Origin of the sequence: Cohnella silvisoli, from assembly GCF_021190915.1 — a bacterium.
Lineage (GTDB): Bacteria > Bacillota > Bacilli > Paenibacillales > Paenibacillaceae > Cohnella > Cohnella silvisoli.
The window spans coordinates 102908-115318 of the sequence record NZ_JAIOAP010000008.1; the positions used below are offsets into that span (position 1 = coordinate 102908).

At 49.8% G+C, this 12411-nt stretch carries 14 protein-coding genes; all 14 read left to right on the plus strand.

Annotation, left to right across the window (positions count from 1 at the left end; all coding sequences use genetic code 11):
- Nucleotides 1-21 precede the first annotated feature (21 nt).
- The gene (gene hslU / locus K7P76_RS16170; protein WP_232186344.1) at nucleotides 22-1410 is read left to right on the plus strand and encodes an ATP-dependent protease ATPase subunit HslU; all 1389 of its coding nucleotides are present in this window, start codon (nucleotides 22-24) and stop codon (nucleotides 1408-1410) included.
- 147 nt (nucleotides 1411-1557) lie between these two features.
- Complete coding sequence (gene codY, locus K7P76_RS16175; RefSeq protein ID WP_232186345.1) at nucleotides 1558-2328, plus strand: GTP-sensing pleiotropic transcriptional regulator CodY; 771 nt, start codon at nucleotides 1558-1560, stop codon at nucleotides 2326-2328.
- Nucleotides 2329-2577: 249 nt separating this feature from the next.
- Nucleotides 2578-2991 (plus strand): flagellar basal body rod protein FlgB, encoded by a 414-nt coding sequence (gene flgB / locus K7P76_RS16180; protein WP_232186346.1) that lies wholly within the window; start codon nucleotides 2578-2580, stop codon nucleotides 2989-2991.
- Between the two features lie 3 nt (nucleotides 2992-2994).
- The gene (gene flgC, locus K7P76_RS16185) at nucleotides 2995-3438 is read left to right on the plus strand and encodes a flagellar basal body rod protein FlgC (RefSeq protein WP_232186347.1); all 444 of its coding nucleotides are present in this window, start codon (nucleotides 2995-2997) and stop codon (nucleotides 3436-3438) included.
- A gap of 63 nt (nucleotides 3439-3501) precedes the next feature.
- On the plus strand, nucleotides 3502-3789 hold the full coding sequence (fliE, locus tag K7P76_RS16190; RefSeq protein WP_232186529.1) for a flagellar hook-basal body complex protein FliE: 288 nt from the start codon (nucleotides 3502-3504) through the stop codon (nucleotides 3787-3789).
- A gap of 91 nt (nucleotides 3790-3880) precedes the next feature.
- Nucleotides 3881-5446 carry a flagellar basal-body MS-ring/collar protein FliF gene (gene fliF, locus K7P76_RS16195; RefSeq protein ID WP_232186348.1) on the plus strand — a complete coding sequence of 522 codons (1566 nt, stop codon included), beginning with the start codon at nucleotides 3881-3883 and terminating at the stop codon, nucleotides 5444-5446.
- A gap of 11 nt (nucleotides 5447-5457) precedes the next feature.
- Nucleotides 5458-6477: a flagellar motor switch protein FliG gene (fliG, locus tag K7P76_RS16200; RefSeq protein ID WP_232186530.1), complete on the plus strand. Its 1020-nt coding sequence runs from the start codon at nucleotides 5458-5460 to the stop codon at nucleotides 6475-6477.
- Complete coding sequence (locus K7P76_RS16205) at nucleotides 6470-7312, plus strand: FliH/SctL family protein (protein ID WP_232186349.1); 843 nt, start codon at nucleotides 6470-6472, stop codon at nucleotides 7310-7312. Before fliG ends, K7P76_RS16205 begins: the two co-directional genes overlap by 8 nt.
- Nucleotides 7299-8618, plus strand: a complete 1320-nt coding sequence (fliI, locus tag K7P76_RS16210) for a flagellar protein export ATPase FliI (protein ID WP_232186350.1) — start codon at nucleotides 7299-7301, stop codon at nucleotides 8616-8618. The genes K7P76_RS16205 and fliI overlap by 14 nt, the downstream gene beginning before the upstream one ends.
- A gap of 12 nt (nucleotides 8619-8630) precedes the next feature.
- Entirely contained in the window at nucleotides 8631-9077 is a 447-nt protein-coding gene (gene fliJ / locus K7P76_RS16215) for a flagellar export protein FliJ (protein WP_232186351.1), read from the plus strand.
- Nucleotides 9078-9119: 42 nt separating this feature from the next.
- Complete coding sequence (locus K7P76_RS33475) at nucleotides 9120-10031, plus strand: magnesium transporter MgtE N-terminal domain-containing protein (protein ID WP_232186352.1); 912 nt, start codon at nucleotides 9120-9122, stop codon at nucleotides 10029-10031.
- 38 nt (nucleotides 10032-10069) lie between these two features.
- Complete coding sequence (locus K7P76_RS16225; protein ID WP_232186353.1) at nucleotides 10070-11503, plus strand: flagellar hook-length control protein FliK; 1434 nt, start codon at nucleotides 10070-10072, stop codon at nucleotides 11501-11503.
- Between the two features lie 24 nt (nucleotides 11504-11527).
- The gene (locus tag K7P76_RS16230) at nucleotides 11528-11995 is read left to right on the plus strand and encodes a flagellar hook capping FlgD N-terminal domain-containing protein (RefSeq protein WP_232186354.1); all 468 of its coding nucleotides are present in this window, start codon (nucleotides 11528-11530) and stop codon (nucleotides 11993-11995) included.
- Complete coding sequence (locus K7P76_RS16235) at nucleotides 11988-12377, plus strand: TIGR02530 family flagellar biosynthesis protein (protein WP_232186355.1); 390 nt, start codon at nucleotides 11988-11990, stop codon at nucleotides 12375-12377. Before K7P76_RS16230 ends, K7P76_RS16235 begins: the two co-directional genes overlap by 8 nt.
- Nucleotides 12378-12411: the final 34 nt, after the last annotated feature.

Genomic DNA, 12411 nt, shown 5'->3' on the forward strand with positions numbered 1-12411 from the left:
ATCGATTGAGGAGAGGATTTCATGAACGATACGCTTACTCCCCGCCAAGTCGTGGCGGAGCTTGATAAATACATCGTCGGTCAGAAGTCAGCCAAGCGTTCGGTTGCCGTCGCATTGCGCAATCGGTATCGCCGCAGCCGCCTGCCGGAAGAATTGCGCGATGAGATCGTGCCTAAGAACATCCTAATGATCGGACCGACGGGCGTCGGAAAGACGGAAATCGCCCGCCGGCTTGCGAAGCTGGTTCATGCCCCTTTTATCAAAGTCGAAGCGACGAAGTTTACCGAAGTCGGTTATGTCGGAAGAGACGTCGAATCGATGGTTCGGGATTTAGTCGAGACGGCCATAAGGATGGTCAAGGATGAGCGGACAGAGAAAGTGAAGGACAAAGCCGAAGTAGCGGCTAACGAGCGTCTGGCGGCTCTATTGGTGCCTGCTCCCGAAAAGCCTAAATCCCAGAAAAATCCGCTTGAAATGTTGTTCGGAGGATTAAGCACGCCAAGCGACGAGCCGGAACCCGTTGATCCTGGCCTGCAGGACAAAAGACGCGATACGAAAGCTAAGCTTGATGCAGGCCAATTAGAGAACGAGAACATCGAAATCGAAGTTGAAGATAATTCGCCTAACATGATGGATATGCTCGGAGGACCCGGGCAAGAGCAGATGGGCAATATGCAGGAAATGCTCGGGCAGTTTCTGCCGAAACGCCGCAAAAAACGGCGGCTTACCGTTAAAGAAGCTCGTAAAGTGCTCATCGTGGAAGAAGCGAACAAGTTGATCGATATGGATGACGTTATCTCCGAATCCGTGCGGCGCGCGGAGCAATCCGGCATCATCTTCATCGACGAGATTGACAAAATAGCCAGCCAAGGCCGCGGACAAGGGCCTGACGTCTCTCGCGAGGGAGTGCAGAGAGACATACTGCCCATCGTTGAAGGTTCGACTATTATGACCAAATACGGCCCGGTCAGAACCGATTACGTCCTTTTCGTCGCCGCAGGCGCTTTCCACGTCGCCAAGCCATCCGATTTAATCCCTGAGCTTCAAGGACGATTTCCGATTCGGGTCGAGCTCAGCAGCTTAACGGACGAAGATTTCGTGCGGATCTTGACCGAACCGGAAAATGCGCTGACTAAACAATATACCGCGCTGCTGCAAACGGAAGGCATCAACGTAACCTTCACCGGTACGGCAATCTCGGAAATTGCGCGCATGGCGCAAGAAGTCAATCATAATACCGAGAATATAGGCGCCCGCAGGCTTCATACGCTTTTGGAAAAGCTGTTGGAGGATTTGTCCTTTGAAGCGCCGGAATTACAGTTGGAAGAAATGACGATTACACCGGAATATGTGCGAGAGAAGTTGGCTACCATTGCAAGTAACAAAGATTTGAGTCAATATATTTTATAACTGCGAAGCTGGTTTACTTGTACGATTAGAAAGTATAAGTTTCAATGTTCTTATACTCATCTAATCGCTCGATACAAACGTATATCTCCGTCCTAAGGACGGAGAAGCCGTTTTACTTGTTTGTCGTATTAGGAGGAAACAGAAATCATGACGTTGTTGACGAAAACCCGAACGCTTAATAAATTGTTGCAGAAAGCGGCGGGCAAACCGCTGAACTTCCGCGAGATGGCGGAAGGACTGCGGGAAACGATGCAAGGTAATGTTTTTGTCCTGAGCAGAAGGGGCAAAGTACTAGGCTCTGCGCATGCTTCCGGGTTCTCTGAAATGTGGCTCCGTCAAGACGATTCAGATGAACTGCGGTTTCCCGTGGAAACGAACGAGCGCTTATTGCGTATATCGGAAACGGCTGCCAACGTATCGTCAGATGAGGATATATTGTCTCCGATTGAACATGCTTTCGATAATGGGATCGTAACAATCGTTCCGATTATCGGAGGCGGCGATCGACTCGGTACTTTAGTCCTATCCAGAGAAAATGACTCTTTTGGAGACAATGATCTGATTTTAGCCGAATACGGATCTACGATCATAGGCATGGAAATTCTGAGAGAAAGAGTCGAGGAAAGAGAAACGGAAGCAAGAAGCAAAGCGATTGTGTCCGTTGCCGTTAACTCGCTCTCGTTCAGCGAAATGGAAGCAGTCGAACAAATATTCGAGGAACTGGAAGGGAAAGAAGGGCTTTTGGTCGCTTCCAAAATAGCGGATCGCGCAGGTATAACTAGATCGGTCATCGTTAATGCCCTTCGTAAATTAGAAAGTGCCGGCGTTATTGAAACGCGTTCTCTTGGGATGAAAGGGACCTATATTCGCATTCTGAATTCCCAGTTGCTTCAAGAACTCGAGCATCGAAAAAACTAATTTTCCTTCCTGGATCACTTCGAAAAGCCCTATCTTTGACAAAAAGATTAGGGCTTTTTTCTTATTGTCACAAGACCCTGTGTCGTAGATGATAATCTAAGAAAATTTTAATTTGTCATCTTATGTAGATTTTTTGCTGAAAGTTAAGAAAGTGATGTCGAAAAAAGCAGGAATATGAGATAATTACGTGGAATAAAGTGGAATGAAGATTATGAAATTCTCATGAAACAGCGAAGAGGGGCGACAGTAATGAACGTATTAGGCGGCGCAGCGTTTCAGCGCTTGGAAAGTGCAATTAATGCCGCTACTATGAGAGAACGCGTATTGGCCAATAATATCGCGAACGTAGATACCCCCTATTACAAGAGGTCTGATGTCGCTTTCGAGGAATTGTTGACACAAGCGATCGGCGCGCAAGGGATCCCCGTACTTGCCGGCAGGATGACCAATGCCCGTCATATTCCGATCAATACGTCTTATCCATCTCCATCGCCGAAAGTGGTCACGGATGAATCTACATCCATTAACAATGATCGCAACAACGTGGACATCGACAAGGAAATGTCCTTGCTGGCAGAAAATCAACTTCGGTACAACCTTCTCGCCCAGCAAGTTAATCATGATGTGAAAATGATGAGAATAGCAATCGAAGGGAGAAGTTAACGGATGAAGCTTGGCGGATTTGATATCAGCGCTTCTGCGTTGACGGCCCAACGGCTCAGGATGGACGTTATATCGGCCAACATCGCCAATGCGGAAACAACCCGCGCCGGCTACGTGAACGGTCAATTCGTTCCTTACAGGCGAAAGATGGTCGTTATGGAGGCCGCTCAGCCTAAATTCAGAGATTTGTTGAATGAAAAGATGAATGGTTCGTCTGCACAAGGGGTGCAGGTTACATCCATACAAGAAGATTCAACGCCGTTTAAGCAAGTATACAATCCGTCGCATCCCGATGCCGATGCTAATGGAATGGTTTATATGCCTAATGTCGACATGCTGAAAGAACAAGTTGATTTACTGGCTGCATCCCGTTCTTATGAAGCAAGCGTAACAGCTCTTAATTCAAGGAAATCGATGTTTATGAAAGCTCTTGAGATCGGCCGCTAATTCTTGCAGAAGGTAAAATAATCACTTGATGAAAGCGGGGGAGTTAACTTGATTTCGAATTCGATGATAACGCCTGTTGGGTTATTACCCAACATTAATCCGGTTCAAACAAAGGCAACGCCTGCGGAAGCAACGGAAAATTTCGCTGCGTTTCTTAAGAATGCTTTAGATGGAGTCGCGGCTCAAGAACAGAACGTACATAAAGTAAACGATCAATTTTTGATCGGAGAAGTAGATGAGAATAAAGTCGTGATCGCAGCTGCGCAAGCTGAACTCAGCCTCTCATTAACCTCACAGGTACGCAACAAAGTCATAGAAGCCTATCAGGAAATCATGCGGATGCAAATGTAGTCGCAGATAGACAATGCAACAATCACGCGGCGGGCATAAGCGGATAGATATCCGCTTATCCTGTTGCGCCAACCGCAGGTGAGGTGAAATTGTGAACGAGAAGTGGGCACAGGTTCGAGAGAAGCTGCTTGGTTTCTGGAACCAGTACAGCAAAACGCAAAAATGGGTACTCGCTTCCACGGCAGCTTTATTAATTTTTGCAATCATAATGATTACCTATTTGTTCACAAGAACGGAGTACGAACTCGCCTTTCAGAATTTGGATAGTACGGACGCAGCCGCCATCATGAATTACTTGGACGGCAGCGGGATCAAATATCAATTGAACGACGCGGGGACGAGCATTTCAGTTCCAAGCGCTTCCGCTTCCAAAGTAAAAGTGGATGTCGGTTCGCAAGGACTCGTGCAGAACGGCTCGATCGGATTCGCCGAGATGGGAGCATCCTCTTCGACAATCGGTACGACGGATCAGGAATTCAAAGTTAAGTTTAGAAACGCGCTGAATGGAGAAATCCAACAGCTTCTATTAAGCAAACAGGGAATCGCCAAGGTCAAGGCAATCGTAACTTTGCCGGAAGACTCCGTATTCCTGAACGAAGCCGATAAGGATAAAGCTACCGCAGCTGTCGTTATTACTTTCAAACCGGGGTTCCGCCCGAAACAGGAAGAAGTCGACAGCTACTATAATCTCGTTAAATCCGCTGTGCCGAATTTGAATGTCAAAGATATTACGATCAGCAGCAGCACGGGCGACTTGACGCCTTCTTCCCAGCTTGGAGGCGGAGGGTTGGGTGGCCAAACCTATGAAACCCAATTCGCGATTCAGAACGAGTTCGAGAACGATCTCAAAAGAAACATACAGCAGTTCCTGAACCCAATCGTCGGCATGGACAACATGGTCGTGAGCGTTGTATCGTCGTTGAATTTTGACAAGAAGACTTCTCAGGAAAACCTTGTGCAGCCGCTGCCTGATAATGACAACAAGGGGATTCCGATCAGTACCCAAGATTCAAGCAAAACGTTCACGGGGCAAAATGGGCAGTCCGGAGGCGTAGCAGGTACAGGACAGAACGATATTACGAATTACCCAGGCAGCGGAAGTTCTGGTTCCTCATCGTCGGAGGAAGTATCCAGCACCGTAAATTACGAAGTTAACCGTATTACTAATAATATCGACTACGGTCCTTATAAAGTGAAGGATTTATCGATAAATGTTGGTGTTAATTCCACTAACATGACTCCTGAGAAGCTGACAGAGATTCAAGGCGTGCTGCTTCGCGTCACCAGAACGCTCCTTAGGGAGTCTGGCCTGGACTTGACGGATGAGGCTGTGGCGCAGCGAGTTTCCGTCTTGTCTCAATCGTTCGAGGCAAACGCGGCTTCAAGCGGGGGTGTCTCGCCGTCGACGTTATGGCTGGCAGGCGCTGGGTTGCTAGCGTTAGCCTTGTTTGGCGGAGGCGGGTATATGATGTATCGCCGTCGTAAGTCCGCTCAGGAAGCAGCAGAGCTTGCGGCGATGCCTCCCGCGGAGCTGCCGACAATCGATCTCGACAATGTTGCCAACGAAAGCCAAGTACGCAAGCAGCTGGAAAGCTTGGCCAAACGCAAACCGGATGATTTCGTTAATCTTCTCCGGACTTGGCTAGTGGATGAATAGAGGTGGCAATGATGGCTAGAGGTATTCCAGGGGTTCAATTGTCCGGCAGGCAAAAAGCCGCGATTCTTCTGATCACGCTTGGACCAGAAGTATCCGCGCAGGTGTTCAAACATTTGCGGGACGATGAAATTGAGCAGCTCACATTAGAAATCGCCAACGTACGCAAAGTCGATGGCGGCGAGAAAGAAATGATTCTCAGCGAATTCCATCAAATATGCGTCGCTCAGGAATATATCACTCAGGGCGGCATTACGTATGCCAAAGAAATTTTGGAGAAAGCACTCGGTTCGCAGCGGGCATTGGATATTCTCAATAGATTGACCGCGACATTGCAGGTGCGTCCGTTCGATTTTGCCCGTAAGGCCGAGCCGTCGCAAATTCTTAATTTTATTCAGAACGAGAATTCGCAAACGATCGCTTTGGTGCTTTCCTACTTACAGCCTGAGCAGTCGTCTGCGGTGCTATCGTCTTTGCCGCAAGAAAAACAAGCTGAAGTTGCCCGCCGGATCGCTCTGATGGACAGTACATCTCCGGAGGTTATCTCTCAAGTCGAAAAAGTTCTCGAGCAGAAGCTTTCCGCAACGGTTACTCAGGACTATACGAATGCCGGCGGCATCGAAGCTATCGTTCAGATCTTGAACGGCGTAGACCGGGGGACGGAACGGACCATTCTGGACTCCTTGGAAATTCAAGACCCGGAATTGGCGGAGGAAATCAAGAAGAGGATGTTCGTGTTCGAGGATATCGTCAATCTCGACAATCGCTCCATTCAGAGAATCATTCGCGACATCGAGAATGCCGACCTGCAATTGGCGCTCAAAGTGGCCAGCGAAGAAGTGCGGGAAGCAATCTTCCGCAACATGTCGAAAAGGATGTCCGAAACGTTCAAGGAAGAGATGGAATACATGGGTCCAGTGCGGCTGCGAGACGTCGAAGAAGCGCAAACGCGCATCGTAGCGACGATCCGCAGACTGGAAGAAGCGGGAGAGATCATTATCGCACGAGGCGGAGGAGACGATATTATTGTCTAATCTGATCAAATCCTCTCACGTTGTCTCGCTGGAAGATTTAAAGAGGTTGGAGCTCATCCAGAGAATCTCGCCGATTCCGCAAAATATTTCGGATTCGGGTGTCGACAGCGAAGGAAATGAGACGATTGATGTCGAAACTCAAACGTTGAAAGAGCGCATCATCGGGGATGCAGAGCAAGCGGCTCACGATATCATCCTTCAAGCGCAAGAAGCTGCGGCAGAAATTCGCGCCGTTTCTGAGCGTGAAGCCGAAGACTGGTGGCAGTCTCGCAGAGAAGAAGATGAGTTGCACCGCGAAGAGGTCAGTCGCCAAGGCTATGATGAGGGATACCGGCTTGGCGTTGTTCAAGCGGAGGAAGACATTAAACAGCAATGGTCCGATCGAATTCATGAAGCGCAAGCTATCGTGGAGCATGCCTACATCACTAAAGAAACGGTTATTAACGAAGGCGAGTCATTTCTCGTAGAGCTAAGCTGCTCGATTGCGGAGAAAATCATGAACCGCAAGCTGGCTAAAGCACCCGAAATGTCCATGAAGCTCTTCGAAAAGGCTCTCTCACGCAGGAAAGAGCAGGGAGTCATCGTGTTATGCGTATCCCCTTCGCAATTTGCTTACGTGCAAGCGGCGAAAGATGAATTAATATTGGCTTTGGATTCGCAGGCGGAATTGCAGATCGTTCCGGATTCAACGATTAAAGAAGGCGGCTGTATCGTTCGTTCAGCCTTTGGCAGTATCGATGCACGCGTCGATACTCAATTGGAGGCCATTCGCGAGCAACTGCTTAGAGTCGCCGCCCATGGTGCCGAGGAGGCTTACCGCGATGACGTCACCTGACATTAATCGTTATACGGAAACGCTTCGTTTAATGGATCCTGTGCGGGTAAATGGCAAAGTGACGCAAATCATCGGTTTGACCGTGGAATCGGAAGGACCCGATGCCAGCATCGGAGACGTTTGCTCGATTCATCCGATGAAAGGCGGCAAATCCGTTCTTGCAGAAGTGGTTGGCTTTCGCAACAATCGGGTATTGCTAATGCCTCTTGGCGATCTTCATTCGGTCGGCCCCGGCTGCGACGTCGTCGCCACGGGAGGGCCGCTTACCGTTCAAGTCGGTTCCGAATTGCTAGGCAAAGTGCTTGATGGATTGGGAAGGCCGCTCGACGGTACTAGCTTGCCGGTGCGAATGCCTCACTACTCCACGCATAATTCGCCTGGAAATCCTCTTAAGCGTCCGAGAGTGACGAATCCTCTTGGAACCGGGGTTAGAGCGATTGACGGATTATTGACGGTCGGTCAAGGGCAGCGGGTCGGGATTTTTGCCGGTTCGGGCGTTGGGAAAAGCACCTTGCTCGGGATGGTTGCACGCAATACTTCGGCAGATGTTAACGTTATAGCCTTGGTAGGCGAGCGTGGAAGGGAAGTATTAGAATTCATCGAGAAGGATTTGGGTCCGGAAGGTCTTGCCCGGTCGGTCGTCATTGTCGCCACTTCCGATCAACCCGCGCTCATTCGCATGAAAGGAGCGCTCATCGCAACAACGATTGCGGAATATTTTCGCGATCGCGGCTTGAACGTCATGCTGATGATGGATTCCGTAACAAGGTACGCCATGGCGCTGCGCGAGGTGGGGCTAGCGATCGGAGAGCCTCCGGCAACTCGAGGTTATACGCCTTCCGTTTTTGCGGCACTCCCCAAGCTGTTGGAACGAGCAGGTACGGGACCAACCGGTTCCATTACGGCCTTCTATACGGTGCTCGTCGATGGCGACGATATGAACGAACCGATTGCCGATGCGGTAAGGGGGATATTGGACGGCCATATCGTACTGCATCGGAATCTAGCGAACAAAGGTCATTTTCCGGCAATCGACGTTCTATCAAGCGTAAGCCGGGTTATGAAAGATATCGTTAACGAGGAACAGCAAGGCGCGGCTGAGCAATTAAAGAGGTTGTTGTCGGTGTACAGGGAATCCGAGGATCTCATTAATATCGGTGCTTACCAGAGAGGCTCCAACGCCGAAATTGATAAAGCCATTCAGTATTATGATCTCATTAAATCTTTCACCCAACAGAAGACCAACGAGAAGGCAACGCTGCAGGAATCGCAAGAACGGTTGATCATCGATTTCTATAGGAGATGAGAATAAGTTATTATGTCATTCCGATATCCTTTGCAGAAGATCGTTGATTTGAAGGGCAGCCAGAAATCGATGGCCGAATGGGAATACGCCGCTTCGCTCGGAAAATTAAGGCAAGAGGAAGAACGTTTGGCACACTTGCACCAAGAGCGCGCCGAAATGGGACAATCTTTGCAAGAAACATCGGAGAGACCGACGCCCTTGGCACGACTGGCGATGTTGCAAACCTATATAGACACATTGGACGCGCGAATTCGCAAGCAGCATGAAGGCGTCAGATCTGCCGAAGTTCAAGTAAGAATACGCCAAGGCCATTTAACCGATAAGATGGTAGACGAAAAAGTATGGGTTAACGCGAGAGACCGGGCTCTTGAACGATTCAGGAGCGACAGGCTGGCCAAAGAACAAAATGAGCTCGATGAAATCGCGATCGTTCGGTCCGCTGCCTCGTCTCGGGCGTAAGCAGTGACTATGAACGTTTCGCAGGAGAAGGGAGGGAGAATCGTGGCGAGCGCGGATGTGGAAAAAAGCAGTTACAGCGGCTTCGAACGATTTCTCTTTTTCGTTACCCCGATCTTGTTTACCGCCGTATTGCTAGGTGTATTGCTATTGATGTTTAATAGCGAATGGCGGAACGCGGCACTCGAGATCGGCAATAAGATCCCGGTTATCAAATCAATGCTGCCGGACCCTGTTAAGCCTTCTGATCCTATAGCCAATACGGATGAACAATTAACGGTAACGAACGCTAAGGCCAAAGTCGAGGAGCTCAATGCGCTCCTAACGGACCGGGAGACGGCTTTGAAGCAAGCTACGGATCAAACCGCGCAACAGAAGCAGCAAATCGTCGATCTGCAAAGCAAGGTGGATCAATTAACCAAGGATAACTCGGAGAAAACGATTACCAACGAATCCTATCAAGCTCGCATTACCTCTCTAGCGGACATGTATGGCAAGATGACACCGAGCAAAGCCGCTCCCATATTGGAAAGCATGACTTTGGACGAGTCTGCTCTCGTAATCGGCGCGATGTCGGACACAGTACGAGGCAGAGTGTTGGAGAGAATGACCCCGAAGAAAGCGGCAGACGTTACGATGAAATTAAAGGATGCCGACAAAGTCGACAACAGAGAGATCGCGGCATTACAATCCCGCATCAAGGAATTGGAGCAGAAAGCGGGGGAAGGTTCCTCTACGTTGGACACCGCTGAGCTTAATAAGACATTCTCGGGCATGCAGCCTGCTAAGGCTGCGGTTCTCTTGCTCCAAATGGCGGGTACCAATCAAAGCAAAGCTTTGCGTATTTTAGGTGTATTGGATGATACGGCTCGTTCCGGCATCTTAGCGGCGATGTCCGATACCGACAAGAAAACGACGGCGGCACTGGTTAGCAAGCTTATGCCGGCCAATCCCTAAGCATCCGCTTCGGTAACTATTGAAAGGAGGTGAGAAAAATGAATGTAGCCATTTCTACAACGTCCGTATCCTCGGGCAAAGCAGCGTCAACGGCATCCACTTCCGCAGCTGGTTCTGCACAGGAGGGCGGGTTCGCGAGCGCTCTTATTCAGGCGATTGACGGAGGCGGCAATACTGCGGCAGTTACAGCTGGTTTGTCCTTGCCTGTCGGTTTAGTCGGTTTGTTAGGACAGCTTGGAGGATCAGCGACTGAAGATCCAAACCAAGACCTGCTGGCTATGCTGGCTAATCTAGTTGAGCAATTGCAGCAATTGGAGCAAGGCGATGTCCTGCCTAAAGAAGCTGAAGATCAACTGGCCGCTTTGCTAGCCGCTTTTCAAGGAGTGATCCAGCAACTAGGTCAAAGCCAACCAACGGATGCAACAGGTCAATCGACAGTCGAGTTGCCGATTCAGACGGCTCAACAAGCGGATGTTCCCACTTCTAAGCCAGTCGTTAAAGCTCTGCGTGAAACCTTGCAACAGCTTTCCACGGCAATTGCTTCAGGCAAGGACGGCGCTCGATTAGCTTCCGATTTTGCCGGGCAACTGAAATCCTTATTGGATTCGCTGGCGCCGCTGACTCCTAATGCAGCAGCTACGGCAACGCAAACGGCCACGAACAGCGTTAACGCCCCGTCATCGGATACCAAAGCGGCGACAGCTTCCGAGAACGGAGCAGCGGTTCCGAAAGAAGCAATGAATCAGGCGGCTGTAGTCGTTCAAGAAACCCGTCGTCCCGTTCAAATGCTTCGTGAGCCGTTATGGCGAGTAAATGTTGTCAATGCCACTGAGTCAGCGTCTTCGGACGGCCAGACCGCTGTTGTTCCATCCGTTATTGCTTCGGAAGAAGCGAGCAACTCGGATTCGCAGCCCGCATGGACTTTCTTGCAAAGCGATCCGTTAGCTAACGTGGATACTGCGGCCGGTAAAACGGCTTTGCCTGCGCAACTGCCAACTCAAGTACCCGTGCAGCAGTTCGCGGAGCAGATGGAGAAGTTCCTTGTAAAGCAATTTCTATTGACGCAAGGCAACGGGACATCGGAAGCGAAACTATCGCTTACTCCCGAACATCTTGGCCAGGTAGATATTCGCCTTATTATGCACAATGGCCAATTAACCGCACAATTCATGACCGATAACGGAATGGCTCGCGATTTATTGGAAAATCAAATGTCGCAGCTTAAAGCAGCGCTTAACGGTCAAGGACTGCATGTTGAACGGCTCGAAGTTATCCAACAGCCGGCATCCTCGTCGAATACGTCGTTCATGCATCAAGAGCACCGTCAATCGAATTCCGGTAACGGTAACGGTTCCAACGGGCGGAATAAAGGCGGTTTATACGAAGATCCAGCCGTGTTTGCAGCGGAGCTTGAACGAACTTCCTTCCTAAGAGAGTTCGGGTACGGGAGCGAATTAAACGTCACAGCGTAATACCGGTTAAAGGAGGTGAATCCTGTGGCTGACGGCACTGTCGGAACAAGTAACGTGTGGCCTTATTACTCGCCGAAGAACGTGCAAGCGGCGGCTAGGAAACCAGTGAAAGAACTGGGTAAAGATGAGTTTCTGCAAATCTTAATCACCCAGCTGCGCAATCAAGATCCGATGCAGCCTTTGCAAGACAAAGAATTTATCGCGCAAATGGCGCAATTCTCCTCCTTGGAGCAAACGGTTAATATGTCCAAGGAAATTACCTCGCTTAGACAATCGGCGGGTATGTCGGCCGGTTTGATAGGCAAGGAAGTATCGTGGGTTGAAGAAACGCAAGCCGGAGTCGTGGAGCATAGCGGGACCGTTAATTCCATTCTTTGGCGCGACGGCGCTCAATATGTCAAGGTCGACAATCTTGAAGTGGCCATGGATAAAATTAAGTCCATTTCCGAACCGAAGGCGCAAGGCGATCCGGGGGGGACTGCGAATGAGTGACCGGATGCTCGTTGGACATTTATCGACGGGACGTACGGGACCGATTCAAGGGAACCGCAACGTTGATCGCAATAAGCAACAACAGACGGACGCGGCTTCGTTCCGCGATATCCTTGATCAGCAGCAGCAGCTAAAGTTCAGTCATCACGCCGAACAGCGTCTGCAGCAAAGAGGCATCCAACTGATGCCGGATCAAATCGCGAGAATTGCAAACGCGGTCGATCAGGCAGCAACCAAAGGAGCCAAAGATTCCTTGGTATTATTCCAGGATATTGCCATGATCGTGAACGTGCCCAATCGTACCGTGGTTACCGCCATGGACGGCAATTCGATGAAAGAGCATATTTTCACGCAAATCGATAGTGCCGTTGTCGTTAGTTAGAAGTTATTCAAGGGCTGGTCCTGCCAAGGAAGCC

What these genes read in the sequence shown, in the direction of transcription:
- fliJ (WP_232186351.1), top strand. Translation starts at nt 8,631, where the DNA reads ATGTCATTCCGATATCCTTTGCAGAAGATCGTTGATTTGAAGGGCAGC.
- fliG (WP_232186530.1), top strand. Translation starts at nt 5,458, where the DNA reads ATGGCTAGAGGTATTCCAGGGGTTCAATTGTCCGGCAGGCAAAAAGCC.
- fliI (WP_232186350.1), top strand. Translation starts at nt 7,299, where the DNA reads ATGACGTCACCTGACATTAATCGTTATACGGAAACGCTTCGTTTAATG.
- hslU (WP_232186344.1), top strand. Translation starts at nt 22, where the DNA reads ATGAACGATACGCTTACTCCCCGCCAAGTCGTGGCGGAGCTTGATAAA.
- flgC (WP_232186347.1), top strand. Translation starts at nt 2,995, where the DNA reads ATGAAGCTTGGCGGATTTGATATCAGCGCTTCTGCGTTGACGGCCCAA.
- K7P76_RS16225 (WP_232186353.1), top strand. Translation starts at nt 10,070, where the DNA reads ATGAATGTAGCCATTTCTACAACGTCCGTATCCTCGGGCAAAGCAGCG.
- flgB (WP_232186346.1), top strand. Translation starts at nt 2,578, where the DNA reads ATGAACGTATTAGGCGGCGCAGCGTTTCAGCGCTTGGAAAGTGCAATT.
- K7P76_RS16235 (WP_232186355.1), top strand. Translation starts at nt 11,988, where the DNA reads ATGAGTGACCGGATGCTCGTTGGACATTTATCGACGGGACGTACGGGA.
- fliE (WP_232186529.1), top strand. Translation starts at nt 3,502, where the DNA reads ATGATAACGCCTGTTGGGTTATTACCCAACATTAATCCGGTTCAAACA.
- codY (WP_232186345.1), top strand. Translation starts at nt 1,558, where the DNA reads ATGACGTTGTTGACGAAAACCCGAACGCTTAATAAATTGTTGCAGAAA.